This window comes from Streptomyces sp. NPDC001056 (assembly GCF_053598955.1).
On the sequence record NZ_JBSFLI010000002.1, the window covers coordinates 259363 to 285162 of the forward strand.

General features: G+C 72.9%; 24 protein-coding genes and 2 pseudogenes. 15 read left to right on the forward strand and 11 right to left on the reverse strand.

The genetic code is table 11. The features are described 5' to 3' along the window. The first annotated feature begins 2 nt into the window (after positions 1-2). From ACWDD7_RS03755 to ACWDD7_RS03765, 3 genes are read left to right on the forward strand one after another with little or no spacing between them, the layout of a single operon-like run. Complete coding sequence (locus ACWDD7_RS03755) at positions 3-1526, forward strand: VWA domain-containing protein (protein ID WP_450456128.1); 1524 nt, start codon at positions 3-5, stop codon at positions 1524-1526. Continuing rightward, a complete protein-coding gene (locus ACWDD7_RS03760; RefSeq protein ID WP_450456130.1) occupies positions 1523-2494 on the forward strand; it encodes a hypothetical protein in 972 nt (323 codons plus the stop codon). The genes ACWDD7_RS03755 and ACWDD7_RS03760 overlap by 4 nt, the downstream gene beginning before the upstream one ends. Positions 2495-2532: 38 nt before the next feature. Next, positions 2533-3762, forward strand: a complete 1230-nt coding sequence (locus ACWDD7_RS03765; RefSeq protein WP_450456132.1) for an ABC transporter substrate-binding protein — start codon at positions 2533-2535, stop codon at positions 3760-3762. Positions 3763-3836: 74 nt separating this feature from the next. On the opposite strand, the gene ACWDD7_RS03770 is transcribed toward ACWDD7_RS03765, so the two are convergent. After that, positions 3837-4679, reverse strand: coding sequence for a patatin-like phospholipase family protein (locus ACWDD7_RS03770; protein ID WP_450456134.1), 843 nt, complete (start codon positions 4677-4679; stop codon positions 3837-3839). 155 nt (positions 4680-4834) lie between these two features. Further along, complete coding sequence (locus ACWDD7_RS03775) at positions 4835-5671, reverse strand: helix-turn-helix transcriptional regulator (RefSeq protein ID WP_450456136.1); 837 nt, start codon at positions 5669-5671, stop codon at positions 4835-4837. A gap of 161 nt (positions 5672-5832) precedes the next feature. On the opposite strand from ACWDD7_RS03775, the gene ACWDD7_RS03780 reads away from it, so the two are divergent. After that, positions 5833-6612 (forward strand): NAD(P)H-dependent oxidoreductase, encoded by a 780-nt coding sequence (locus tag ACWDD7_RS03780; RefSeq protein ID WP_351876033.1) that lies wholly within the window; start codon positions 5833-5835, stop codon positions 6610-6612. 110 nt (positions 6613-6722) lie between these two features. On the opposite strand, the gene ACWDD7_RS03785 is transcribed toward ACWDD7_RS03780, so the two are convergent. The 3 genes from ACWDD7_RS03785 to ACWDD7_RS03795 all read right to left on the reverse strand — a co-directional run bounded on the left by ACWDD7_RS03785 (position 6723) and on the right by ACWDD7_RS03795 (position 11548). Beyond that, positions 6723-7514 (reverse strand): S1 family peptidase, encoded by a 792-nt coding sequence (locus ACWDD7_RS03785; RefSeq protein ID WP_351876030.1) that lies wholly within the window; start codon positions 7512-7514, stop codon positions 6723-6725. Positions 7515-7724: 210 nt separating this feature from the next. Further along, entirely contained in the window at positions 7725-10544 is a 2820-nt protein-coding gene (locus tag ACWDD7_RS03790; protein WP_351876027.1) for an ATP-binding protein, read from the reverse strand. A 155-nt stretch (positions 10545-10699) separates the two neighbouring features. After that, positions 10700-11548, reverse strand: a complete 849-nt coding sequence (locus ACWDD7_RS03795) for a helix-turn-helix transcriptional regulator (protein WP_351876024.1) — start codon at positions 11546-11548, stop codon at positions 10700-10702. 153 nt (positions 11549-11701) lie between these two features. Between ACWDD7_RS03795 and ACWDD7_RS03800 the strand changes: the two genes are divergently transcribed. Together ACWDD7_RS03800 and ACWDD7_RS03805 are read left to right on the forward strand one after the other, a co-directional pair. Beyond that, positions 11702-13372, forward strand: coding sequence for an AMP-binding protein (locus ACWDD7_RS03800; protein WP_450456138.1), 1671 nt, complete (start codon positions 11702-11704; stop codon positions 13370-13372). Continuing rightward, entirely contained in the window at positions 13369-14982 is a 1614-nt protein-coding gene (locus ACWDD7_RS03805; RefSeq protein WP_351876019.1) for an AMP-binding protein, read from the forward strand. The genes ACWDD7_RS03800 and ACWDD7_RS03805 overlap by 4 nt, the downstream gene beginning before the upstream one ends. 43 nt (positions 14983-15025) lie before the next feature. Here ACWDD7_RS03805 and ACWDD7_RS03810 read toward each other — a convergent pair whose 3' ends face one another. Further along, positions 15026-15763: a hypothetical protein gene (locus ACWDD7_RS03810; protein ID WP_450456141.1), complete on the reverse strand. Its 738-nt coding sequence runs from the start codon at positions 15761-15763 to the stop codon at positions 15026-15028. A gap of 98 nt (positions 15764-15861) precedes the next feature. Between ACWDD7_RS03810 and ACWDD7_RS03815 the strand changes: the two are divergent. Beyond that, positions 15862-16294: pseudogene (locus tag ACWDD7_RS03815) on the forward strand (glyoxylate carboligase); the annotation flags it as partial. A gap of 5 nt (positions 16295-16299) precedes the next feature. Here ACWDD7_RS03815 and ACWDD7_RS03820 read toward each other — a convergent pair. Beyond that, the gene (locus ACWDD7_RS03820; RefSeq protein WP_351876046.1) at positions 16300-16533 is read right to left on the reverse strand and encodes a hypothetical protein; all 234 of its coding nucleotides are present in this window, start codon (positions 16531-16533) and stop codon (positions 16300-16302) included. Between the two features lie 518 nt (positions 16534-17051). On the opposite strand from ACWDD7_RS03820, the gene ACWDD7_RS03825 reads away from it, so the two are divergent. Together ACWDD7_RS03825 and ACWDD7_RS03830 are read left to right on the forward strand one after the other, a co-directional pair. Beyond that, positions 17052-18134: a hypothetical protein gene (locus tag ACWDD7_RS03825; RefSeq protein ID WP_450456142.1), complete on the forward strand. Its 1083-nt coding sequence runs from the start codon at positions 17052-17054 to the stop codon at positions 18132-18134. 249 nt (positions 18135-18383) lie between these two features. Beyond that, positions 18384-19037 (forward strand): hypothetical protein, encoded by a 654-nt coding sequence (locus ACWDD7_RS03830; protein ID WP_450456143.1) that lies wholly within the window; start codon positions 18384-18386, stop codon positions 19035-19037. Positions 19038-19288: 251 nt separating this feature from the next. On the opposite strand, the gene ACWDD7_RS03835 is transcribed toward ACWDD7_RS03830, so the two are convergent. Further along, complete coding sequence (locus tag ACWDD7_RS03835) at positions 19289-19867, reverse strand: TetR/AcrR family transcriptional regulator (RefSeq protein WP_450456145.1); 579 nt, start codon at positions 19865-19867, stop codon at positions 19289-19291. 100 nt (positions 19868-19967) lie between these two features. Between ACWDD7_RS03835 and ACWDD7_RS03840 the strand changes: the two genes are divergently transcribed. Continuing rightward, complete coding sequence (locus ACWDD7_RS03840; protein WP_450456146.1) at positions 19968-20438, forward strand: nuclear transport factor 2 family protein; 471 nt, start codon at positions 19968-19970, stop codon at positions 20436-20438. Positions 20439-20652: 214 nt separating this feature from the next. Here ACWDD7_RS03840 and ACWDD7_RS03845 read toward each other — a convergent pair. Both ACWDD7_RS03845 and ACWDD7_RS03850 read right to left on the reverse strand, forming a co-directional pair. After that, a pseudogene (locus ACWDD7_RS03845) lies at positions 20653-20796 on the reverse strand (NADP-dependent oxidoreductase); the annotation flags it as partial. Positions 20797-20868: 72 nt separating this feature from the next. Continuing rightward, positions 20869-21315, reverse strand: coding sequence for a MarR family winged helix-turn-helix transcriptional regulator (locus tag ACWDD7_RS03850; protein ID WP_450456148.1), 447 nt, complete (start codon positions 21313-21315; stop codon positions 20869-20871). 107 nt (positions 21316-21422) lie between these two features. Between ACWDD7_RS03850 and ACWDD7_RS03855 the strand changes: the two genes are divergently transcribed. Further along, the gene (locus ACWDD7_RS03855) at positions 21423-22346 is read left to right on the forward strand and encodes an alpha/beta hydrolase (RefSeq protein ID WP_450456150.1); all 924 of its coding nucleotides are present in this window, start codon (positions 21423-21425) and stop codon (positions 22344-22346) included. Positions 22347-22422: 76 nt separating this feature from the next. Here the strand turns inward: ACWDD7_RS03855 and ACWDD7_RS03860 are convergent, their stop codons facing one another. Continuing rightward, positions 22423-23412 (reverse strand): zinc-dependent alcohol dehydrogenase family protein, encoded by a 990-nt coding sequence (locus ACWDD7_RS03860; protein ID WP_351875998.1) that lies wholly within the window; start codon positions 23410-23412, stop codon positions 22423-22425. An 86-nt stretch (positions 23413-23498) separates the two neighbouring features. On the opposite strand from ACWDD7_RS03860, the gene ACWDD7_RS03865 reads away from it, so the two are divergent. The 4 genes from ACWDD7_RS03865 (at position 23499) to uraD (ending at position 25797) form a co-directional block, all read left to right on the forward strand. Beyond that, positions 23499-23882: a winged helix-turn-helix transcriptional regulator gene (locus ACWDD7_RS03865; RefSeq protein WP_450456152.1), complete on the forward strand. Its 384-nt coding sequence runs from the start codon at positions 23499-23501 to the stop codon at positions 23880-23882. A 239-nt stretch (positions 23883-24121) separates the two neighbouring features. After that, positions 24122-24385 carry a hypothetical protein gene (locus ACWDD7_RS03870; protein ID WP_450456154.1) on the forward strand — a complete coding sequence of 88 codons (264 nt, stop codon included), beginning with the start codon at positions 24122-24124 and terminating at the stop codon, positions 24383-24385. Next, positions 24382-24744: a helix-turn-helix domain-containing protein gene (locus ACWDD7_RS03875; RefSeq protein WP_450456156.1), complete on the forward strand. Its 363-nt coding sequence runs from the start codon at positions 24382-24384 to the stop codon at positions 24742-24744. Before ACWDD7_RS03870 ends, ACWDD7_RS03875 begins: the two co-directional genes overlap by 4 nt. A gap of 129 nt (positions 24745-24873) precedes the next feature. Beyond that, positions 24874-25797: a 2-oxo-4-hydroxy-4-carboxy-5-ureidoimidazoline decarboxylase gene (uraD, locus tag ACWDD7_RS03880; protein ID WP_450456158.1), complete on the forward strand. Its 924-nt coding sequence runs from the start codon at positions 24874-24876 to the stop codon at positions 25795-25797. Positions 25798-25800: the final 3 nt, after the last annotated feature.

A 25800-nucleotide genomic window follows, 5' to 3' on the forward strand; every position in this document is an offset into this window, starting at 1 on the left:
CCATGACCGACCCCCCGGGAGAGACACCGATGACCGTGGCCGAGGAGATCGAGGTGACGCTTGAGGTCGGCCAGCAGAAGGATCTGCCCGCCGAGCCGGCCGCCCGGGGAGAGGGCGCCGAACGGGAGATGCACGCCATCCTGGAGATCGGCGTGCGCGGCCACGGCGGCGCCGGGCTCGCCGGGGGGCAGGCTCCCGGCGGCGGCCCCGCGCTGGCCGAGGTGCTGATCGTGGACACCTCCCGCTCCATGCTCTACCCGGCCGCCAAGCTGCGCGCCGCCAAGGACGCCACCGTGGCCGCCGTCCGGCTGCTGCCCGAGGGCACCGCGTTCGCCGTCCTGTCCGGCCACTTCCACGCCGACGTCGTCCACCCCGGTCCGGACCGGGCCGCCCTCGCCGTCGCGGGGCCCGCCGAACGCGCCGCCGCCGCACGGGCGGTGCGCATCCTCGACGCTGACGGCGGTACGGCCATCGGCACCTGGCTCGACCTCGCCCGCCGCCTCCTGAAGGACCACCCCGCGCCCGTCAAGCACGTCCTGCTGCTCACCGACGGGCGCAACGAGCACGACCACCGGGCCGCCATGTCCCTGGACACCGCCCTGGACGCCTGCGAGGGCCGGTTCGTCTGCGACGCCTGGGGCATCGGCGAGGACTGGGACGCCGAACTGCTGCTGCGCATCACCCGACGGCTGCACGGCCGCGCCGGAGCCGTCCGGGAGGAGGCCGAACTCACCGCCGCCTACGAGGAATTGGTGACCGGACTGCTCGGCACCGCGGTGCCCGAGCTGCGCATCAGACTCACCCCCACCCCCGGCACCGTCATCCGCCAGGTCAAACAGGTCGTCCCCGGCGAGCAGGAACTCCTCCCCGCCGGTGGCGACGGGCGCGGCACCGAGTACGTCACCCGGGCCTGGGGCGAGGAGGTGCGGCACTTCCAGGTGGTGCTGGCCGCCGACCCGACCGGCCGGGACCGGGGCGAGGACCTCCAGCTGGCCGCCGTCGAGGTCGTCGTACCCGACTTCGGGCATCCGGTACGACTGCCGCAGCCCCGGCCCGTCCTGGTGCGCTGGACCGACAACCCGCTCGACGCCTCCCGGCGGCACCCCGGGGTCCACCGGCAGGAGCTGTACCAGCAGGCGAGCGCCGCCGTGGCCCGCGCGTACCGGGCCTGGCTGCGCGGCACCGACGGCCGCGACACCGCGGACCGCGAACTCGCCCGCGCCCTGGAGCTGGCCGGCGAACTCGGCGACGGCCACCTCCTGGACGCGCTGCGCAGGATCGAGGACGGTCCCGGCAGCGGCCGGATCCGCACCGGCCTCAAGGACGTCGACTGGCAGCACCTGATCCTCTCCAGCGCGATGACCACCCCGCCGCACCATCCGGCCGCCGGTCCGCCGCCCGACCCGGAGGTCCCCCCGGCCGCCGGCGACCTCGCGGAATGCCCGGACTGCGGCTGGCTCGGCCCGGCCGACTCCGTGTACTGCGGGGGCGAGTGCGGCCGCCGGCTGAGCGGGCCGTCGGCATGAGCGCCGGCACGGACGCCGTGTCCGACGGCCTGCCGCGCGGGCGGCCGAGAGCGGGGGAGGGCGGCAGTACGACCGCCCACGACCTGGCCGTGCGCCACCGGCTGCTGCTCGTCCTGTCGGCGCTGCTGACGCTCTCCCTCTTCCTGTCGTACGAGGGCGTGCACGGCGACGCCAACCCGCTGCGCACCTCCAGCGCCCCGGCGGTACTGTCCCTCGACACCGCGCTGTACGCGCTCGGGCAGGCGGAGCGGGACGCGGAGGCGGCGACCCCGACCAGCGACTTCCAGAAGCAGATCTCGGTCGCCGCGCAGAGCGTCGCGGCGGCCGCCGGGGACGACGTGGGGGGACCGTCGGGGCGGCAGGCGCTGCAGACCGTCGCCGCGCTGATCACCGTGTACGCCGTCAAGGTCCAGCAGGCCCAACTCCAGCCCACGGGAAGCGTGTTGCGCCAGGCGTACCTCAGCTACGCGACGAGCATCCTGTCGGACCCGGGCTCCGGGATACTGGCCCGGTTGAAGGTGCTCCAGGAGCAGCGGCGGGCCGCCGTGCACCGGCAGACGTCCTTCGGGCCGCTGCTGTGGTTCGGCTGGACCGCGACGCTGCTGCTCGCGCTCGCGCTGGCCGGGTGCCTGCTGGAGACGCAGCTGTTCCTGCGCCGCCGCTTCCGGCGCCGCTACAACCGGGGACTGCTGGCGGCCGGCGCGCTGCTCGCGGCCGGGCTCGCCGTCACGCTGCTGTTCACGGTGTGGACGCACGCGGGGATGACCGACACCCGGCGACTGCTCGACCGCCCGCTGTCCGGGCGGCAGCTCACCGACGCGGGGCGGGCGACCGCCGCGTACCTGGCGGACACCGGCCTCCGCGCCTCGGCGGCCGGATGGATCCTGATCGGAGGCATCCTGGTCATGGCACTGGCCGAGACGGGACTGCGGCGGCACATCGACGAGTACCGGTTCAGGCCGCGGTGAGCGGGCCCGTGCGAGGCCGCGCGCGTACGGTCACCGTGGTGGCGAGCTGCCTCGTCCTGCTGGCGGCGGCCGTCGTGCTGGGCGTCCGCGCCGTCGGCCGGGAGCCGACGGTCACCCTGCTGGCGAACTGGACGGGGAGCGACGAGCGGAACCTGCGGCAGGCGGTGATCGAGCCGTTCGAGCGGAAGTACCACGTGCACGTGGACTACCAGGGCAGTTCGGCCGAGAGCCAGGTGCTCGGCGCGGACGTCGAGGCCGGGACGCCACCGGACGTGGTGGTGCTGACCGGCCCCGGCGAACTCGCCGACTACGCCGGCCAGAAGCAGCTCCGGCCGCTCGACGGGCTCATCCCGCGCGAGGACTTCGGCGCGTCCTGGGCGACGCCGCTCGCGGACGGGCACGTGTACTGGTTCCCGCTCAAGGCCGACCTCAAGAGCATCGTCTGGTACCCGGCGGGCACGAGCGAGGCGGAACGCCGAGGGGCCCGGGACGACCCGGCGCAGTGGTGCGTCGGCATGGGCTCCGGCGCGACGAGCGGCTGGCCCGGCACGGACTGGATCGAGGACATCCTGCTCCAGCAACACGGGCCGCGCGTCTACCAGTCGTGGGCCGGCGGCCGGCTGTCCTGGCGGTCACCGCAGGTGCGGCGGGCGTGGACGACCTGGGGCCGCCTGATGGGCGCGGGCAAGTCTCCCTCGCTCCTGCGCCGCACCCTGCAAACGGGCTACGCCGAGGCCTCCGCGCCGGTCACGGCCACTCCCCGCGGCTGCACCCTCGAACACCAGGCATCCTTCATCCGTACCCAGTCCACCGCCTGGAACCAGGTCGACGGCCGCTATACACCGTCGTCCGGCCTCATCCCGGGGTCCACCGCCGACGACTCCTGGGAGGTCTCCGGCGACCTGGTCGCCCTCCTCCACGCCACCCCCCAGGCTGAGCAGCTGATCCGCTACCTGTCCTCCCCGACGGCCCAACGCGCCTGGGCCACGGCCGAGTCCGCCTTCTCCGTCGACACCAGGGCCCAGCCCACCAGCACGGGTCCCACCTGGCACCACACCCTCGCCACCACCCTCCTCTCGCCCTCCGCCACCCACTGCTTCGACGCCTCCGACGCCATGCCCCCCACCATCCGCGACGCCTTCGCCGAATCGGCCATCGACTACCTGGCCCACCCCGGCCACCTGGATTCCCTGCTCACCACCTTGGACACGCTGAGACAGGCACCGGGGCAGACATGGCTGCCGTCGGTGTGCGACCAGGTGTCCTGAGGGGTGGGCGGACCGGGGACCGCTCGGTGGGTGACCCCGCACGGCGACCGCGCGCGCCGGCCGTCGCCGTGCCGTCAGGACCGGGCCCACTCCACCTTCAGCCCGCGGCCCTGCTCGCGGCCCGCCTCCGCCGCGGGGCGGCGCGTCGCCGGGTCCAGCGGGTTGGGGCCGATCGCCGCGGTCGAGGCTTCGTCAGGGGCGATGAGGAGGACCTCGGCGCCCTCCGCGCGCAGGGCGGCGACCGTGTCGTCCAGGGTGTGGTCGCTCGGGAGGGGTTCGACGGGGCCGAGGGGGACGAGGACGAGGACGCGGTCGGCGCCGGAGGCGAGGTCGGCGTTGGCGGCGGAGCGGATGGCGCCGTCGACGTAGCGGCGGTCGGCGATGGTCACCGGGGGCCATACGCCCGGGACGGCGCAGCTCGCGGCGACCGCGTCGACCAGGGGCACGCCCGAGTCCCGGTCGAAGATCCGCGTGTCACCGGTCTCGGCGTCGACCGCGACGACCTTCAGGGCGCGCTCGGGCCAGGTGTGGACCGGGAGACGGGACTCGATCACCGCGCGGCGCTCCGGCTCGCCGACCGTCCGCGCGGCGAGGGCCACCCGGCCGACCGCGCGCCGCAGCTCCGCCGCCGAGCCGGCCGTGGCCATCGCCGCGCCGATCTCGGCGGAGAACTTCTCGACATCCAGCTCGGCCATGATCTCGCGGGCCTGCGCCGAAGACTCCACCTGCCGCGCGTACAGCTCCGCCAAGCCCAGCCCGCTGCCCAGCTGGGCCGCGACGGTGGCGCCGGCGGAGGTGCCCACCAGCAACCCGGCCCCGGTGACGTCCTGCCCGGCATCGGCAAGACCGGCGAGCAGCCCGGTCATCCAGGCGATCCCGCCCACGCCGCCGCCACCCAGCACCAACGCCTCGGTCATCTCTGCTCCTTCAGCGGTTCAACGATGCCGACGACGCCGGCGGTGCCGACGGTCCCAGGCATCTCGATCTTCGCACCGGCAACGCCGGCCCCACGGGGAACCATTCCCTCCGCTCTCCCCGTCCAAGGTCCGCTCCAGGTAAAGCCCCGCGCGGCTCAGACGGTGTCCGAGGGGACCGGGTCACCGGTGGCGCCGAGGCTCGCCAGCAGGCGCAGGCTGTCGTGGGCGGCGGTGCCGGGCGCGGCCGATTGCACGATCAGTTCCGTGCCCGTGCCGTCCGGCAGGGCGAAGTTCTCCTGGTGCAGCTCCAGCCGGCCGACCGCTGCGTGGTGGTACGCCTTGCGCCCGTGGGTGCGCGTGCGCACATCGGCCCGCGCCCACAGCCGGCGGAAGCGCGTGCTGCCCATGGCGAGTTCGCCGATGAGGGAGGCCAGTTCGGGATCGCCGGGGTAGCGGCCTGCGGACAGGCGCAGATGGCCGACGGCGTCGAGGGTGCACCCCTCCCAGTCGGCGAACAGCGCGCGCCCCTCCTCGCTGAGGAAGACGTGCCGGGCGAGGTTCAGACCCTGCACGCGACGCCCGTAGAGCAGATCGGCGAGCCGGTTCGCGGCCAGCACCGTCAGCCGGTGGTCGATGAGGAACGCGGGGGCGTCCGCGACGAGTTCGAGCACCCGCAGCAGCTCGGGGCGCGGCCGCGCGACGGGCACCCGCCGCGGCGCCCGCTCGGGCCGGTGGGCGAGCCGGTGCAGATGCTCGCGTTCCACCTCGTCCAGGTCGAGCGCCCGCGCGAGCGCGTCGAGGACCTGCGCCGAGGGCCGGCGCGCCCGCCCCTGTTCAAGCCGGACGTAGTAGTCGACGCTCACGCCCGACAGATGCGCGACCTCCTCGCGCCGCAGCCCGCTCACCCGGCGGCGCGCATCGGCGCGGATGCCGACGGACTCCGGCAGGACCCGGGCCCGCCGTGTGCGCAGGAAGTCAGCCAGATCGTCCATCGCTCCAGTATCCGTGCCGGACGGGCGGGTTGGGTGGTCCTGCCGGTACCAGGAAGCCCGGACCTACGGAGCGAGCGCCCCTGAATCGCGCCGCCCGAGCCCGCCAGGATCGAACCCCGGTCGAAAACCCGATCGAACCCCCGTCGCCCCGAGGAGCAGACATGAAGGTCTTCATCGTGCACGCCCACCCCGAACGGCGGTCGCTGAACGGCGCGCTCACCGACATCGCGGTGGACACCCTGACCGGCGCCGGCCACGAGGTACGGGTCAGCGACCTGTACGCGATGCGCTGGAAATCCACCGTCGACGCCGCCGACTTCGGCCCCGCCGCCTCCGACCCGCTGGACACGGTGCGCGACTCCGGCCGCGCCTACGAGAGTGGCGCGCTCACCGACGACATCCGCGCGGAACAGGAGAAACTGCGGTGGGCCGACACCGTGATCCTCCAGTTTCCGCTGTGGTGGTACACGATGCCGGCGATCCTCAAGGGCTGGGTGGACCGCGTCTTCACCTACGGTTTCGGCTACGGGGTGGGCGAACACAGCGCCACCCGGTACGGCGACCGCTTCGGCGAGGGTGCCCTCCAAGGCAGGCGCGCCATGCTGTCGTTGACCGTCGGCGGCCCCGCCTCGCACTACTCCGACCGTGGCATCAACGGCCCGATCGACGACCTGCTGTACCCGATCCAGCACGGCATCCTCTACCACCCCGGCATGCGGGTGCTGCCGCCGTTCGTCCTGTACCGCGCGGGACGGCTGTCGCCCGAAGCCTTCGCGGACGCGGCCGAGCGATGGAGGAAGCGGCTGCTGACCCTGGAGGACACCGAGCCCGTCCCGTACCGCACGCAGAACGGCGGCGACTACGAGATCCCCGCGGCCCGGCTGCGCGAGGGACTTGAGGCACCAGGCCGCAGCGGATTCGCCCTGCACGTCGCCGAGTAGCCCCGCGCGCCGCGGGGCCGGACGTGGAGAGGGGGGCGCTGCGGGCTGCTCGTGGTCGCTCGCAACGCCCCCCTGGCCTTACCCGAGGGGTACTCGGGAGATCTTCCGGGTCACGAGTTCACCTGTGCGGTGACCTGGTCCGAGAAGGTGGTCAGCCGGGTGTAGACACCCGGGTAAGCCGCCTCCGCGCACCCCTCGCCCCATGAAGTGATCCCTGCCAGGACGCCCCCGATGAGCAGGGGACCGCCGCTGTCGCCCTGGCAGGTGTCTACGCCGCCGGAGCTGTATCCGGCGCATACCATGTCGGACTGCACGTAGTCCGAACCGTAGGAGGAACGGCAACCGGAGTCGGACACGACCGGCACGGTCGCGGTCCGCAGCTGGTTGGACGAGCTGCCGTTCTCCGAAGTCGTGCCCCAGCCGAGAATCCGCGCCGTGGTGCCGGCCGCGTACACACTCGCCTGGGAGGAGGAGACGTACGACACCGGCTTGTACGGCATCGACGTCGACAGGGTCAGCACGGCCACGTCGTGGCCGTTGGTGGCGTCCGAGTAGTCCGGGTTCACCCAGATCCTGCTGACCTTGCTCACCGTGCCGTCGGTGCCGTTCAGTTTGGTACGGCCGCCGACGACGCGGACACTGCCGGTGGTCTCGCCGGCCATGCAGTGCGCGGCCGTCACCACCTTCTTGGCGGCCACCAGGGTGCCGCCGCAGAACTGGCTGCCGGACGCGTCCGTGATCTGCATGACGAACGGGTACGCGGTGGTGGTGGTCGTCGTACCACCGACAATGGGCTGGGGAGCCGCGCTCGCCGAGGGGGCGGCGAGCAGAGCGGTCGCCGCCGCGGCGGCGGTGGCCACCAGGATCGCGGCGGACTGTCTGGCACGTGTGGGCCCGAACATGAGTCTCCTCAGTGGGGTTGCACCGGTGGGGGGTTCGCACGGGTGGGGGGGTGGTGCTGGGTGGTGGGGGGAGGGTCCGACCCCCTGTACCCGGGCGAGCGGTACGCCCATTACGCTAGGTCCCGGAACCTTCGGCTCCCAATGAGGGAACCCCCTAGGGGGTTGGGTGAGGGAAAACCCTCGGTCCGGTTCAGTTAACAGGCGGCGTGCTCAGTGCGCGCGCCGGCCTGCGGCCAATCGGACGATGTCGACCCGCGACCGGATCCCCAGCTTGCGGTAGACCCGGGTGAGCGTGGCCTCGACCGTCTTGACGCTGATGAACAGCCGCGCGGCTATCTCCCGGTTGGTGGCACCCTCCATGACCAGCGCGGCGACCTGACGCTCCATCGCGGCCAGCACGTCCAGCGCGTCCAGGGTGGCGGGCACCGGTCGGACGGGCTGTGTGTCGAGGCTGGTGAGGGCTTCCTCCACCTGGCGCAGCCAGGGCAGCGCGCGGCAGCGGCGGAACATCCGGGTGGCCTCGTCGTAGGCCGCGGGTCCCGGGCGCCGGCCGCGCAGCCGGGCCAGCGCGAAGGCGGCCCGCGCCTCCTCCAGGCCGTAGCCCAGCTTCCCGAGCCGCTCCTGAGCGGACCTCAGCTGGGCGAGCGCCGTCTCGGTGGCGCCCTGCGCGGCGCGCACCAGCGCCTCGGAGCGGTCGAGCACGGCGAGGACACTCTCCCGGCCGAGCCGCAGCGCGTGGTCGCGGGAGGCGTCGATGACGTCCTGCGCCTCGACGGGTTCACCGACGCGGACCAGTGCCTCGGCGAGGTCGCCCTGCCAGCGGCCGCGGGCCGGGTCGGTGATACCGAGGCCCAGCTCCAGGCTGCGCACGCGACGCAGGGAGCGCACGGTGCCCGCCGGGTCCCCGGCCACCAACTGGGCGTATCCGAGCGCGCCGAGGGCCCGCGAGAGGTACATCTGGTCGCCGTCCTCCTCGGCGTGCTCCACCGCCTCCCGGGCGAGGGTGAGCGCCCGGTCCACGTCCCCGCCGGAGGCTTCCGCGAGCGAGGTCAGCATCGCCGAGGCGGTCTCGCCGATCCCGGAGTCCCGGGCGAGCTTGAGGCTCTCGCGGGCCAGGTCCAGGGCGCGCCCGCAGTGCCCGGCGCGCAGCTCGGTCTCGGCCAGGCCGCGCAGGAAGTGCACCTCGCTCTCCACCGAACCGCGCCGGCGTACCTCGCGCAGCAGCCCGGTGACGGTGGCCCGCGCCTCGGCCAGCTGGTCGCCCATGACCAGCCAGCGGAACCGGGCGCTCCCCGCGCCGTTGTGGTGCCAGGCCACCCGGGGGTCCTGGGGTTCCTTCAGGGCGCGCTTGATGGTGCGGGGCGCCTCCGGATGGCCCATCAGGGTCTCGGTCTGCGCCTGGAACGCGAGGGCGAGCAGCTCGGTGCGCCGGTCCTTGCTCCGCGCGGCCAGCTCGGCGGCGTGCGCGGCGGCGTCGCGGGCCGCGGTGAAGTCGCCCTCCACGATCAGCGCCCGCCAGCCCAGCTGGTAGTGGACCAGGGCGAGCAGCCGGGGGTCGTCGCCCGCGTCGGCGAGGGCCTGCGGGAAGAAGGCGTCGACCTCGGCCATGGTGTGGCCCGCGGTGTCGATGGCGATGATCCAGGCGCGCACCCGTTCGGCGGGCACGCTCGCCCGGTTCAGCACCTCCCGGGCGATGTCCCGGGCGAGGTCCACCTCGCCGGCGGTGATGGCGTCCTCGGCGGCCTGGAGCCGGCGCTCCTGCGGGCTGGGCGTGCCGTCCACCGGGGTGTGCCGGGCGGCCAGCAGCCCCAGCTGGGCCGCGACCGAGGGCGCGCCGCGGTCCCGGGCGAGGGCGGCGGCCTCGGCGAGCCGCGCGGCGACCTCCGGGTCCGCGCCGGTGGTGGCGAGGGCGAGGTGGCGGGCCCGCTCGATGGGGTCGGAGGCGGCCGTGGACAGCGCCGCGTGCGCGGCCCGCCGTTCCTGCGCGGGCGCCTCCGCGTACAGCGCGGCGGAGATGAGCGGATGAGCGAAGCGTACGGCCGGCGCGTCGGACTCCGTCGCCAGCAGGCCGAGTTCGGCGGCCTGGGCGCACTCGGCCTCGGCGTTCTCCCGGCCGGCCGCGTGCAGCAGGGCCACGGTGGGACGGGCGCCGGCACTGGCCACCAGCAGGGTGCGGCGGGCCTCCACGGACAGCATGTCCAGGCGGCTGAGCACCAGGGCGCGCAGCGAGGTGGGCACCGGCAGCGGCTCGCCCGGCCGGGGCGGGGTGGGGTTCTCGGCGAGGGCGCGGCCGAGTTCGAGGGCGAACAGCGGGTTGCCGCCGCTGGTGCGGTGGATCTCGCGGATCGTGGAGCGGGGCAGCCCGCCGTGGCCGCGGTGGCCGAGCAGCTCGGCGACCTGGGTGTGCGAGAGCGGGCCGAGGCGCACGGCGAGGCTGTCCGGCGGGCAGGACCGCAGATGGCGGTCGTACTCCTGGCTGTCCTGGCCCTCCGTCCTCACGGCGCACAGGAGTTGGACCGGGGTGCCACCGAGCCTGCGGGCGGCGAAGCCGAGCAGTTCGGCGCTGGCCGGGTCCAGCCACTGCAGATCGTCGGCGACGATCAGCACCGGGCCGCGGGCGGCGAGCACGCGCAGCGCGGACAGGACCGCGAGGCGCAGGGCGAGGCCGTCGCGCTGGAGGCTGGACTCGCCGCGGCCGGTGAGCGCCGACTCCAGGGCGGTGCGCTGGGCGGCGGGCAGCCGGGGACAGACGTCGTCGAGCACCAGGCCGAGGAGGTCGGCGAGGGCGAGGAAGGGAAGGTGGGATTCGGACTCGGTCGCCGAGCAGCGCAGGACGGTGTGCGCGGTGGCGGTGTATTCCTCGGCCAAGGCCCGCAGGATGGTGGATTTCCCTATTCCGGCCGGCCCGTGGAGCAGCACGCTGCCGCCGGAGGCGAGTTGGGTGCGGGCGGCGGCGCACAGCTCCTCCCGCCCGATGACCAGGTCCGAGCGGCATCTGGCAGGCTCCTGGAAGTCCCGTCGCACGGTCACCGCTCCCCTCGTATGTCGTGTCCGGGCCAAATTCTAGGCAACGATCCTTGAAATTCGGACGGAAGCCGTGGTGAGGGAAATAACAAACGGTCAAGCATGAGGAAATTCAAAGCATCCGCGCATGAATGGGAACGTTTCCTTCATCGTCTCGGGAGCTACGGCAGCAGCCCCGCCCTACGTGCCGCGGTCACCGCCTCCCCTCGTGTGTGCGCGCCCAACTTCCGCATGGCGGACCGCAGATAGCCCTTGACCGTCTCCGGGCGCAGCCCCAGCCGCTCGGCCACCGCGGCGTTGGTCGCACCCGCCGCCACCCAGGACAGCACGTCCAGCTCACGCGGCGCCAGATCCGGTCCGTCGGCCGGACACGGCGCCGTCAACAGCCCGCAGGCGGCGAGCAGATCCGCCCGCAGAACGGGATCGGCGATCCGGGGAGCCAGCGCCCGCAGCGCCGCGTGCGCCTCCCGCACCTGCTCCCAGGCCCCCGCCCCGCCGGGCGCCTCCGCCCCCGCGCCCCTGGCCGGCCCGGTGCACACCGCCGTCAGCAGGTCCCGCGCCTCGTCCCGCAGCACCAGCGTCTGCTCCACGTCCCGCGCCACCGCCACCGCCGCGCCGAGCGCCCGGTCGCCGAGCGGCTGGGCCGAGCGCAGCGCGCCGTAGAGCACCCCGCGCACCCGGCGCCGTACCACCACCGGCACGGCGAGCACCGAGCGGATGCCCTCCGCGGCCACCGGCACGTCGTACTCGTGGCTGATCTGCCGGGAACTGGAGTAGTCCGTGACCGCGCACGGCCGCGCCAGCGCCACCGCCTTGCCGCCGAGCCCGCTGCCGGAGTTCACCGCGAGACAGCGCAGCGCGGCCGTCGCCGTGCCGCTGAGCTCGCTGATGCGCACCTGCGGCCGGCCGGACTCCACCAGCCCGCCGAAGGCGACCGGCAGCCCCGTCGCGCGCCGCAACCGGAGCAGCGCACCGCGGATCTCCACCACCGTCACGGCCTCTGCTGTCACCTCGTCGCTCCTTCGGTGCGGCTGATGTGCGGACCACACCCCTGTGCTCACAGGACCACCACCCCCCCGTTCGGGGGTAGTGAGAGCTGCATCACGGATTAGACGATGCGGGGGAGCCGCCCGGCAATGGTCGGGAACATAGGAGGACGACGGATGACGATGGCGACCGATGCCTTCAGGAACGCACGGGACTTCCTGCTGGCACACCGCGAGGACTATGCCACCGCCTACGACGGTTTCGCGTGGCCCCGGCCGGAGCACTTCAACTGGGCGCTGGACTGGTTCGACGTGATCGCCGCCGGCAACGACCGGACCGCGCTGCACATCGTGGAGGAGGACGGCCGCGAGACCAAGCTGTCCTTCGCCGAACTGTCCGAGCGCTCGGACCGCGTGGCGGGCTGGCTGCGCGCGCAGGGCGTGGCGGCCGAGGACCGCGTCCTCGTGATGCTCGGCAACCAGGCCGAGCTGTGGGAGACCATGCTGGCCGCGATGAAGCTGCGCGCGGTCGTCATCCCGGCCACCCCGCTGCTCGGCCCCGCCGACCTGCGCGACCGCGTCGAACGCGGCCGGGTCAAGCACGTCCTCGTACGGTCCGAGGACGCCCCCAAGTTCGCCGAGGTGCCCGGCGCCTACACCCGGATCGCGGTCGGCGGCACGGAGGAGGGCTGGCTGGCGTACGAGGACGCGTACGACGCCCCCGCCGGCTTCACGGCCGACGGACCGACCCTCGCCGACGACCCGCTGATGCTCTACTTCACCTCGGGCACCACCGCCCGCCCCAAGCTGGTCGAGCACACCCACGTCTCGTACCCCATCGGCCACCTGGCCACCATGTACTGGGTCGGCCTGAAGCCCGGCGACGTCCACCTGAACATCTCCTCGCCCGGCTGGGCCAAGCACGCCTGGTCCAACCTGTTCGCCCCGTGGAACGCCGAGGCGACCGTCTTCATCTTCAACTACACGAGGTTCGACGCGGGCCGGCTGATGGCCGAGATGGACCGCGCCGGGGTCACCACCTTCTGCGCCCCGCCGACCGTGTGGCGCATGCTCATCCAGGCCGACCTCGGCCAGCTGCGCACCCCGCCCCGCGAGGTGGTGGCCGCGGGCGAGCCGCTCAACCCCGAGGTCATCGAGCAGGTGCGGCGCGCCTGGGGGGTGACCATCCGCGACGGCTTCGGACAGACCGAGACCGCCGTACAGGTCTCCAACGCTCCCGGCCAGCGCCTGAAGACCGGCTCCATGGGCCGCCCCAGCCCCGGCTACCGCGTGGAGCTCCTCGACCCGGTCACCGGCGCGCCCGGCGCCACCGAGGGCGAGATCGCGCTCGACCTCAGTGCGCGCCCCGTCGGCCTGATGGCCGGCTACCACGGCGACCCGGAGCGCACCGCCGAGGCCATGGCCGGCGGCTACTACCGCACCGGCGACATCGCCGCCCGCGACGAGGACGGCTATCTGACCTACATCGGCCGCGCCGACGACGTCTTCAAGGCCTCCGACTACAAGATCAGCCCCTTCGAGCTGGAGAGCGCGCTGCTGGAGCACGAGGCGGTGGCCGAGGCGGCCGTGGTGCCCGCCCCGGACGAGCTGCGGCTCGCCGTGCCCAAGGCGTACGTCGTCCTCGCCGAGGGCTACGAGCCGGGCCCCGACACCGCCAAGGTCATCTTCGAGCACTCCCGTCAGGTGCTCGCCCCCTACAAGCGCATCCGCCGCCTCGAATTCGGCGCGCTGCCCAAGACCGTCTCCGGCAAGATCCGCCGCATCGAGCTGCGCGAGGCCACCGCGCAGGGCTCGGCGGACGAGTACCGCGAGGAGGACTTCCGGTGAGCGCCCCAGGACTCTCCTACGCCCACGGGACCGGCACCACCGCGCTGCTCGGCGACACCATCGGCGCCGACCTCGCCCGTACGGCGGCCACGTGGCCGGAGCGCGAGGCTCTGGTCGACGTGGCGAGCGGACGCCGCTGGACGTACGCCGCCCTCGACGCCGACGTGGACCGGCTCGCCCGCGCCCTGCTGGCGAGCGGCATCGCCAAGGGCGACCGGGTGGGCATCTGGGCGGTCAACTGCGCCGAGTGGGTGCTCGTGCAGTACGCCACCGCCCGCGTCGGCGCCATCATGGTCAACATCAACCCGGCCTACCGCACCCACGAGGTGCAGTTCGTCCTGCGTCAGGCGGGGGTGCGGCTGCTGTTCGCCTCCCTCAGCCACAAGACCAGCGACTACCGCGCCATGGTCGAGGAGGTCCGCGGCAGCTGCCACGAACTGCGCGAGGTCGTGTACATCGGGGACCCGGGCTGGGCGGCGTTCAGCGCGCGGGGCCTCGCCGGCGACCGGGCCGAGCTGGAGGCACGGGAAGCCGAGCTGTCCTGCGACGACCCGATCAACATCCAGTACACGTCGGGCACCACGGGCTTCCCCAAGGGCGCCACCCTCTCCCACCACAACATCCTCAACAACGGTTACTTCGTGGGGGAGCTGGTCAAGTACACCGAGCAGGACCGGATCTGCATCCCGGTGCCCTTCTACCACTGCTTCGGCATGGTGATGGCCAACCTGGCGGCCACCTCGCACGGCGCCTGCATGGTGATCCCGGCCCCGTCCTTCGAGCCGAAGGCCAGCCTGGAGGCGGTGCAGCGGGAGCGGTGCACGTCCCTGTACGGCGTCCCGACCATGTTCATAGCGGAGCTGAACCTCCCGGACTTCGCGTCGTACGACCTGTCCACCCTGCGCACCGGCATCATGGCGGGCTCGCCCTGCCCGGTGGAGGTGATGAAGCGGGTCGTCGCCGAGATGCACATGGCCGAGGTCGCCATCTGCTACGGCATGACCGAGACCTCGCCCGTGTCCCTGCAGACCCGCACCGACGACGACCTGGAACACCGCACCGCCACCGTCGGCCGCGTCCTGCCGCACCTGGAGGTCAAGGTCGTCGACCCCGCCACCGGAGTCACCCAGCCCCGCGGCAGGACGGGCGAGCTGTGCACCCGCGGCTACAGCGTGATGCTCGGCTACTGGGACGAGCCCGAGAAGACCGCCGAGGTCATCGACGCGGGCCGCTGGATGCACACCGGGGACCTCGCGGTGATGCGCGAGGACGGGTACGTCGAGATCGTCGGCCGGATCAAGGACATGATCATCCGCGGCGGCGAGAACATCTACCCGCGCGAGATCGAGGAGTTCCTCTACGCCCACCCGAAGATCAGGGACGTGCAGGTGGTCGGGGTGCCGCACGAGAAGTACGGCGAGGAGGTGCTGGCCTGCGTGATCCCGCACGACGAGGGCGATCCGCTGACCCTGGAGGAGCTGCACGCCTTCTGCCGGGGGCGGCTCGCGCACTACAAGGTGCCGAGCAGGCTGCGGATCCTGGACGCCTTCCCGATGACGGTGTCGGGGAAGGTGCGCAAGATCGAGCTGAGGGAGCGGTACCGGGACTGACACGGGCGCGGGGCCGGCGCGCGTGGCGGCCCCGTGAGTCCTCTCAGCTCCTTCGACCGCGTGCGCGGCGCCCCGGTTCCGGGGCGCCGTCGGCGTTCAGGGCGTCGGCGGGGTCGTTCACCGGCTGCGGGACGCCCGCGAGATCGAGCACGAACAGCGGGACGCCCAGGGAGTCCGCGCAGCCGCGGGCCGCGTCGGTGTACCCGGCGAGGGAGAAGTAGACGCAGTCGGCGGACTCCGTCATCGCCGTCAGCCACAGGCACTCCACGTCCCGGGGCGAGGCGGGCCGTACCGTCGGGTCCACCTGGGCGAGCAGCCCCCGGGCGGCGAGCCCGATGCCGTTCGCCGGCCGCTGGTCGCCGCGGCGGATGTCGCCGTACCCGAGCCAGCGCAGATACAGCGCGGTGGCGGTGACGGCGTCCCGGGCGGTGCGGACGGCGTGCGGCTGGAAGGCGCGGCGCCCCGGGGCGGGGGCGGAGGGCTCCGGCTCGGCGGCGGGAGCCGCGGCGGGGGCGCCGGCCGGGTCCGCCACCGGGATCCGCAGCACCGTCCCGCAGGGGCAGCCCAGTTCGGGGCGCGGCCGGCTGCCGAGACGCCCGCAGACGGCGCACGTGGCGGCGATCCACTCGTCGTCCCAGGACCGCTGCCCGGCCACGACCGGCGCCGCGAGGGGATCCAGCCGCGGGGCGACCGGGGTGCCGCAGGCGCAGGGATACGCCGGGGCCGTGTATACGTGCTCGCGCCGGCAGGCCGGACAGCGCACCGGAACGCTCTCGGGCATGGCCCACTCACTCTCGCACGACGGCTCGGGACAGCGCTCCCATGGTGCGCCCGCCGCAGCGCGTTTGTCCGGCATTTCAGCGCCCCTTGCCGGTGTCTTTCACCCGCGCCCGGCCGGGCAACACAGGCGTGTGCGTCGGGGTAGCCCGGCACCGACATGACCACCGGTCTGTACCCGGCCTCCGGCGACCCGATCCCGAGCCTGTGCGCCACCGGGCAGGCGCCCACACACGTGATCCGCAAGGAGGACTTCCGGGCCGTCGACATCGCCGCGATCGCCGGGCCGGTGACGAAGACGACGGTGACCGTGCCGGAGGCCGCGCAGGTCCCCGGCGTCTTCCGGCAGGCGTTCCACCTGATGCGCTCCGGCCGGCCGGGCCCCGCCCTGATCGGCCTGCCGATCGACGTCCGGCTCACGGAGATCGAGTTCGACCCGGGGGACGTACCAACGCTGCCGGTCTCCAGGCCGGCCGCGACCCGTGCGCGGCTGCGCCGTACGCACAAAGCCCTGACACCCCGCCCCTTCGTCGTCCGCCCCTACACCTCGTGCTCCGACAGCCCCGGCCAGTCCTCGGGCCCACCCCCCTGCCACTCGATGAGGTCGTCCTCCTCCACCTCGACCCGATCCAGATCGGCCAACCTCAATATCTCCACCACATCATCGAGATGCGACGCCAACCCCAGCGTCACGTCTCCTTCGGTGACGCGCCGGGAACCGTCCAGGGCGGGCGAATGGACGACGATGTGCGGATGCCGCGCCGAATTACTCATACCGCCAGCCTGCGACGCCCGTGCTGTTCCCGCACGCCGACCGGGATCGCCGGACCCCGTGTGCACGCTCGCGCGCACGGCGGCACGCGGCGCACGGGCGGCGACGGCGGACGAGAGGCAGTCGAGTTCTCTGGTGCACGCCGAAAAGTTCTTCCTCGATAATTCGATAATTTCCATAGAAGCGCTCCCTTTCGTGCCGGGGCTCCGGCCGTCGTGCACTCGCGCGTTGGGTGATCCGGGTTAATTCCCGGCGTGGTGCAAAGCGGGCGCCGGACCTGCTGGTGATGATCTTTCCGATTGGCCTCGTCGGGCGCGGAGAAACCGATCTCGCGCCTTGATGCCGCAATCCGTCTTGGTGTCGCAATCCATCTTGGATGACGATTCCCTCTTGCGGTGCAGGGGGTCGAGTGCGGCAGAAAAAGGAGAAATGCGACATGGAATTTTCCTGGAAACCTGCTTCCCGTCGTCATGTCCGACCGCGTAGGCGGGAGCTGACCGCGGCCACCTTGGCCACCGGGATGTCCCTGGCGCTCGTGCCGCTCATGGCCGGCCCCGCCGCCGCACAGGAATCCTGCCCGCGCACCGGTACCCAGGTGGTGTGCACGTTCACCACCGGCGAGCTTCAGACCTTCACCGTGCCCGACGGGGTGACGCGACTGGACGTCGACGCCCTCGGCGCCTCCGGCGGCAAGGGCGGCTTCTACGGTTCCACGGGTGCCGGCGGGGACGGAGGGAAGGGTGCCGAGGTCAGAGGCACTCTGACCGTCATGCCGGGGCAGAAGGTGTGGATCCTCGTCGGCGGGCAGGGCGGCGACGCGAACGGGTACAAGGGCGGCACCGGCGGCCGCTACGGCGGGGCTGCCGGCGGGGACGGTCAGGGGGCCGGCGGCGGCGGGGGCGGGGGCGGGGAATCGCTGGTCGCGCCCTCCGGTGGCGGCCTGGTCGCGGCCTCCGGGGGTGGCGGTGGAGGCGGAGGCGGATACGGATACCCCGTGCCCTCCGGCGGAGCGGGCGGAGCCGGGGGCCGGACGGGAGCCAACGGCTCCCCGGGCTCGGGATTCGGCGGCCTGCCCGAGGGCGGCCACGGTGCGACGACCACCGCTCCGGGCGCGGGCGGCCAGAGCGGCGACGGGGGCAGTGCCGGCGCCTCGGGCAACGGGGGCTCGGGCGGTGCCGGGGGCGCGGGCCCGGTCGCCGGAGGCGGTGGCGGAGGGGGCCTCTTCGGGGGTGGCGGTGGCGGTGGCACCGGTCACGGGTCCGCGGCCGGCGGCGGCGGCGGGTCCAGCGCCGGACCTGCCGGCAGTGTCTTCATCCCCGGCGTGAACAGCGGGGACGGGAAGGTCACCATCACCTACTCGCTGGCGTCCGAATCGACGTCGCTCGGCACCTCCGGGGCGACGGGTGGCAACGGTGGGAACGCTGTCGCCGGGAACGGTGGGAACAGCTACGGGAGCAACAACGGCTCCAGCGGTGCCATCTCCGGGAACACCAACATCGGTGGGACGCAGAGCATCTACCCGAACGGCGGCAACGGCGGCAACGGCGGTAACGCCAACGGCGGCAACGGCGGCAATGCCAACGGCGGCGGCACGGAGGACTGACGGCGACCGGCGATCGGCCGCGGATCTCCCGGTGGGCCGGGCCCGGCGACACCGGAGCTCGGCCCGGCCCACCCGTCGTGACACCGCATATCTGGACCTGCCCGGCGCGCTTCGGTGTTGCCGCCCGCGTCATCAGCGTCGATTCCGACTCACTGTTTCCATAATTCCGCGAAATGCCCGCGACATACACTGCCGATGAAGGGGCGATCAATGCGTAGTTCAATCTGGCGGATTGCAGCAGCCGCTGGCGTGGCCGTCGGCCTCCTGGGCGGAGCCGCTCCGTCCTTCGCCGCCGATGGTTACCGACAGAGCGATACCTCGGGCGCGTACGGGACTTTCGGCAGTGCGGCCCGCACGGTACTGGCGTCGAGCCTCGGTAACGCGGCCGTGAACCCCGTGACCCCGCCCCAGGAGACCGCCTATACGGGCCCGACACCGTCGGGTACCGGCGGCAGCGGCGGTGGAGCCCAGGGCGGAAGCGGCGGAAACAGCTATGGAAACGACAACGGCAGTGGCGGCCGCAGCACCACGGTTAACGTGATGTACTGCATCCCCGTGCGCACCGTCTCAAGTTCCTGCGCACAGTCCGGCGGCACGGGTGGCGACGGCGGCACGGGCGGGAACGGCGGGAACGGCGGAAACGGGCAGGGCGGGAACGGAGGCGGCAGCAGCGGCGCGGGCCAGGGCGGCAGCGGTGGTGGGGCCCAGGCCGGAAGCGGCGGAAGCAGCCAGGGGGACGGCAACGGCAGTGGCGGCCGCAGCACCACGGTGAACGTGATGTACTGCATCCCCGTGTTCACGGGCGTGAGTTCCTGCACGCAGTCCGGTGGCACCGGCGGCGACGGCGGCACGGGTGGGAACGGCGGGAACGGCGGAAACGGGCAGGGCGGGAACGGAGGATGACGGGAGAGTCCCTGCCGTGCGGACCCCGCAGCGGGAAACGCGCTCGTCACCCAGGCACCTTCACGGACCTCCCGCCGGGCTCGACGGTCGGCGTCCAGGCCGATGCCAAGATCCTCAGCCGGTGACGAACGCGGCCACCCCTCGTCGGGGCCGCCGGTCGCGGACCCGGGCCGCGTGCGTGGGTATGACCTACTCGTCCGGTTTCTCCGGGCGTTCGTGCTCACACCACCCGCGGCGCCGAGGACTCCCCGCTATGCGAGGGAGGCGACCTCGCGTGCGTCGAGCGTGAGCAGAAGCAGCGCCGCCTGCTTGGCCTGGCGGGCGGGTGCGGTCGTGCCGGAGACGGCGGCGGTGGTCATGGCTCCCTCGGCCAGCAGGGCGATCTGGGTGCCGGTGTCCGCCGTTGCTCCCGCAGCGGTCGCCAGTTCTCGCAGATAGGCGTGGAACGCGTCCTTGTGCCGGCGGGCGGCGGCAGCGACCTGCGGTGAGGTGCCGCCCAGTTCGCCGAAGGAGTTGACGAAGGCGCACCCGCGGAAGTCGGGTTGGGCGAACCAGTCCTCCAGCCAGTCGAAGACGGCGAGCAGCCGAGCCCGTGGGCTTCGCGCGGCCGTGTCGACGTGGGCGGCGAGGCCGCTGAGCCAGCGGGCGTCCCTGCGGGCCAGGTACGCCTCGACGAGGTCGCCCTTGGAGGGGAATACCTGGTAAAGGCGCCGCAGCGTAACGCCCGCGGCGTCGCGGACCGCGTCCATGCCGACGTGCTGGATGCCCCGTGCGTAGAAGAGGTCTTCCGCACAGTCGAGGATGCGCTCGCGTGCCGGATCGGTGCTCAAGGGGTTCCGCCTCCTTGCATGAGAACCATCGTTCTCATAATATCAAGGACCCGTGAGAACGATCGTTCTCATCGTCTCGGAGTCCACAGAGGAGCGCACCATGTCCGAGCAGCGCCCGCCGCTCCCGCCGTTCACCCGGGAAACGGCGATCAGCAAGATCCGCCAGGCCGAAGACGGCTGGAACACCCGCGACCCCGAGAAGGTCGTCCTCGCCTACACGCCCGACTCGCGCTGGCGCAACCGCGCCGAGTTCGTCACCGGCCGGGAGGAGATCAGGAAGTTCCTGACCCGCAAGTGGGAACGGGAACTGGACTACCGCCTCGTCAAGGAACTGTGGGCGTTCGACGGGAACCGCATCGCGGTCCGGTTCGCCTACGAGTACCACGACGACTCCGGCCGGTGGTTCCGGGCCTACGGCAACGAGAACTGGGAGTTCGACGACAACGGCCTCATGCGCGCGCGCCACGCGAGCATCAACGACCTGCCCATCGCCGAGGAGGAGCGCAAGTACCACTGGCCGCTGGGCCGCCGACCCGACGACCACCCCGGCCTGTCCGACCTCGGGCTGTGACAGCCGGCACGTGGGACCGGCGTGTCCGACCACGCTCCGACCGTCCCGGTCCTGGAGCCGGCCGGAGCCGGGTCCGCCGTGTCCGCCGGCGAGGACAGCCTCACGGCCGTTCCGCTCCTGTCGGTCGTGGGCGCGTTCTCCGGGTTCGAGCGCTCCCTTCTGCGCCGGGCTGACCGTCCTCAGCTGCTGCTTGAGGGCGACGCGCAGCCGGTTCTCGGACGACCAGGACCCGGCGCCCGCGCGTGTGACCGGCCTGGTTGTCGATGTGCGCCATCGGGGCCTCGGCGAGCGCTTCCGGCACGCTCCCGGCCACGCCGGAGAACCGGACGCCGAACTCCGGCACGGTGGGATCGGCGACGTGGGCGCGGTCGAAGCTGCGGGCGACCCGGTCCGAGGTGCCGTGCGGGGGTGAGCGTGACGACTTGTTCCCTCAGCCCGGTCGGCCCTGGTCGTCCGCCTCAAGGCTCGCGCGGAGGGCTGCCAGGGTGGCGGCGAGGCGTCCGAGGTCGGCAGGGGGAACCGTCGCGGTCAGCGAGGCGAGCTCGCGCTCCACCACCGGCCTGGAGGCCGCCAGCACCTTCTCGCCCTCAGGGGTGAGGCGCAGCACGGAAGAGCGGCGGTCCTGCGGGTGTGCGACCCGCACGCACCAGCCCGCGGCCACCAGCCGGTCGACCGCCTTGCTGACGGCCCCCACCGTGATCGCCAGTTCGCGCACGATGTCGAGCACGCGGCACCCGTCCACCCGGTCGATGATCTGCAGGAACTCGAACTGGCCCAACGCCAGGCCGTGTTCGGTGCGCAGGCGGGCGCCGACCGCGTTGTAGAGACGGGTCTCCACGCGGACGAGATCGAGGAAGACCGGGGTGATGTGGCTCACAGAACCTCCAATGGATTCCTGGGAATCAGCTTCCCTGGAATCTGGTTGGTGCGACAGATGGATTCCGAGGAATCCATCCTCGCATCCCGACCCGATGGAGGCCCACCATGTCCCGACAGCAGCGCCGAGCCCTGGACGCCCGGCTCCGCTCCGCCCCGCGCGGCGAGACGCGGCCCACCCCCGCGCGGCAGCGCACCTCGTTCGCCTCGGCCATGACGCGACCGGCACCGGACGGCGTGGCCGCCCGCAGGACCGTCCTGGGTGGGCGGCCCGCCCTGGACCTGGAGCCGGCCGGAGCGGCGGACCGTGGCCGGCTGCTGTACTTCCACGGCGGCGGGTACGTCATCGGCTCACCGGACACCCACGCCGGCCTGGCCGGTGAACTCGCCGCCCGCGCCGGACTGCGGGCGACCTCGGTGGACTACCGGCTGGCTCCCGAGCATCCCTTCCCCGCGGCGGTCGACGACGGGCTCGCCGCCTACCGCGACCTGCTGGCCACCGGAACCGACCCGCGGGAGCTCGTCGTGGCCGGTGACTCGGCCGGCGGCGGCCTGGGCATCGCCACCCTGCTCGCCGCCCGGGAGGCGGGACTGCCGCAGCCGGCCGCGGTGGTCGTCTTCTCCCCGTGGGTCGACCTCACCCTCTCCGGAGCGAGCATGCGCGCCAAGGAGGACGCCGACCCGATCTTCACCGAGGCCGACGTGCGCGCGTACGCGGATCTCTACGTCGACGCGGGCGACCGGCGTCATCCCCTCGCCAGCCCGGTGTTCGCCGACCTCTCCGGCCTGCCCCCGCTGCTCGTGCAGGTCGGGGCGAACGAGGTGCTGCTCGACGACGCGGTCCGCCTGGCCGGCCGCGCGGGCGCCGCCGACGTCGAGGTCACGCTGGAGATCGGGCCGAGCCTCCCGCACGTCTACCAGCACGAGTACGGGCGTCTCGACGAGGCGGACGCCGCACTCGACCGTGCCGCCCGCTTCCTCGTCAGCCACCTCGACGCCCCGGTCGATCCCGGTCACTCGCGGGAGCGCTGACGCGGGCCGTACGCTCCAGGCGACCGTCGTCCACTGGATCGGCCCGGTAGCCGCCGTGTCCTGCGCCGCCGCGGCCTCAGGAGACCGTCACGACGATCTTCTTCCCGGCGTGCAGCCCCTTCTCGAAGTGGCGGTGCGCCTCGACGACGTCGTCGAGGGAGAACACCTCGTCGTCGACGGCGGGCCGCAGTGCGCCGAGGCGCACGCCCGCGTTCAGGAAGGCCGCCATACGCTTCACCACGACGGCGTCGAGGGTGTGCTCGAAGCTCCGGTAGCCGAAGACCGTGAGCGGCGGGCCTGCCGGGAAAGGGGTGGGCCGAGGGTCCAGGAAGCCCGCGGCGACCAGGGTCCCGCCGGGGCGGGCCGCCTTCAGGAGATCCTGCTGGCCGGGGCCCATGACAAGGTCGAGGACGATGTCCGCGCCGGTCCCGCCGGTGTGGTGGCCGACGGCCTCGACCACGTCCGCGTCGTCGGTGGCGACGACCGCGGCGGCGCCGGCGGCGAGCAACTCGTCCTTCCTCGCGGCGTGCCGGGTGACGGCGAGGGGCACCGCACCGATCTGGCGGGCGATCTGCATCGCCGCCCGGCCGACGCCGCTGGACGCGGCGGTGATGAGGACGTGGTCGCCGGGCCGCATCCTCGCCTTCTCGACGAGCGCGCCGTAGGCGGTGGAGTAGGCGACCCAGACCGCCGCCGCCTCCGTGATCCCGAGCCCGGCCGGCCGGGCGATGACCCGGCTCGCGGGGACCGTGGTGTATTCGGCGTAGCTGCCCCGGGAGCTCGCGTCCGGAACGGCCGTGAGGACGACCGGATCGCCGATCTTCAGCCCGGTGGTCTCGGGACCCAGCGCGTCGAGGACGCCGGTTCCTTCGACACCGAGGCGAGCGTGCGGCAGGGGGACGGGTGCGGGCGAGGTGCCGGAACGCATCATCTGGTCGAGCGGGTTGACGGCGAACGCCTCCATCCTGACCCGGACCTCGCCGGGCGCGGGCTCGACGACGGGCTCCTCGACGACGCGCATGACCTCCGGCCCGCCGAACTCGTCGAACACGACGACTCGTGGCATGGTGACTCCTCCGCACTCGGTGCTGGTTGGTGGTTCGACGACGACGGTACGGAGCCGTGGGGTACCTCCTGGTACCTTCGACCTTCATGCAGAACGTGGACGGAGCGACCTCCCTCGCCGACTGCCCCACGCGTCTGGCGGTCGAGATCATCTCCGACAAATGGGCCGTGCTCGCGCTCTTCGGACTCAGCCAGAAGCCCCGCAGGCATGGTGAACTCGTCGACCTCATCGGCGGCGTCTCGCGCAAGGTCCTCACCCAGACGTTGCGCCGGCTCCAGCAGTACGGACTGGTCAACCGCCGTGCCGAGGGGCCGAGGCGGGTCGAGTACAGCCTCACCGACCTCGGCCGGACCCTCATCGAGCCCATCGAGGTCCTGACGGACTGGGCAAGGGAGTACGGCGGCGACGTCGCCGACTTCCAGGAGGCGGCGGAGGCCCACACATCTGCTCGGGTTCGCCCGGCGGGTTGATCGCGGCGATGGGCGGCGTCCCAGGGCGACTGTGGAGGGGTGCGCACGGCATCCCGTCGTCCTGGTCGGTTAGGGTCGCCTCGTGGCGGGCGAACCGGCTCCGTCGCGTGGAATCGATCGGCCTGCGGTACGTCGCGACTGTGGTGCAGCCGGTCGCTGTGGCCCCGGTGTGCCCTGATGTGCCCTCTCGGTGAGCGCTCGGGACAAGAGCGCGGGTCAGAAGGATGTCTGGGGGCGCAGTGCGACTGAGAGTGGAGTTCACGACCGAACCCTTCGACCTGGAAGAGGCCCCCGCGCACGCCCTGGCGGCACGGGAGGTCGTCGAGACGGCGAGCCTGGACGCTGTCGACGTCGGCCCGTTCGGCAACACCGCCGAGGGCGGCGCCGAGCGCGTGCTCACCGTGGTGGACGCGCTGCTGCGCAGGAGTCTCGCGGCCGGGGCCACCCGGATCTCGCTCCAGGTCAACGTGCTGGGCGACGAGAGCGGGGAGGACGGTAGATGAGCGGGGAGGAGCCCTTCATCGCGGCCGTGAAACCGCTGGTCGACGCGATGGGCGGCGCGATGCTGCCGCCCGACGAGGCGGGCCCCGAGGACGTCGTGCTCGCCTGGGAGGGCGTCGACGTCGTCGCCGTACGCCTGCCCCAGCTCGCCGATTCCCTCGATCACATCCTCGCCGCGATGGAGCGCAGGGAAGGGCGGCCGCTGTCCGACCTGGACCGCAGGACCAAGCAGGAGGTCGTGCGGACACTGGAGGCGCGGGGCGCGTTCGCGGTGCGGCACGGCGTGGAGACCGTGGCGAGCGCGCTGGGCGTCAGCCGCTTCACCGTCTACAACTACCTCAACCGGGAGAAGGGCGTCTGAGGCCCCCTGAGGGGCGTCCCCGCTTGTAACGCGGAATTTTCAACAAAGTGTTGACGCGGCGTTTCCCGGGGGCGTTAGCTAGCGGCAGCCCGTTCAGCACGAAGGCCGGATCCGGCCGCGGAGGCTCCCGTGACGTCGACTTTCACGCCCCCGGGCCTGGCCCGGTTCAACGATCTGGAGGAGCGGGCGGCCTTCGCCGCTCTCCACGAGGCGTGCGCCTCCACGACGTGGGTACGACGGCTGATCGCCGCCCGCCCCTACGCCACCGCCGAGGAGCTCTACGACGCGAGCGACGCCGCCCTGGCCGAGCTGACCGCCGCCGATCTGGCGGAGGCGATGGCCGGGCACCCGCCGATCGGGCGGCCCCGGCCGGGCGATCCGGCCTCGGCCCGCGAACAGCGCGGCATGGCCGGCGCCTCGGACGAACTCAGGGCCGAGATGCTCGAACTCAACCTTGCCTACCAGGAGCGGTTCGGCCATGTCTTCCTCGTCTGCGCCACCGGTCTGACCGGGGAGCGGATGCGGGACGCGGTCAAGGAGCGGATCGGGAACGCGCCGGAGCGCGAGCGGGAGATCGTCCGCACCGAACTGGGGAAGATCAACCGCATCCGACTGGCCCGACTCGTCGAAGAGGATGCCCGACCCATGAGCACCAGCACCACCGCCTCCGTGTCCACGCACATCCTGGACACCTCCGTCGGCCGCCCCGCCGAGGGCGTCGCCGTCCGCCTCTCCGCCCGTCCGGGCCGGGACGCGGACTGGCGGGCGCTCGGCGGCTCCGCGACCGACGCCGACGGCCGGTGCAAGGACCTGCCGGCGCTCCCGGTGGGTACCACTCAGGTACGGCTCGACTTCGCCGTGGAGTCGTATTTCCGAGAGCAATCAGCGAACCGGCAAGCCGATGCGCAGCAGGACGCCCCCGCGAATCGGGACGGCGGACCGGCCGTGTTCTTCCCGGAGGTGGCGGTCACCTTCGCCGTCGTACCGGGCGAGCACTACCACGTACCGCTGCTGCTCAACCCGTTCGGCTACTCCGTTTACCGAGGGAGCTAGCTA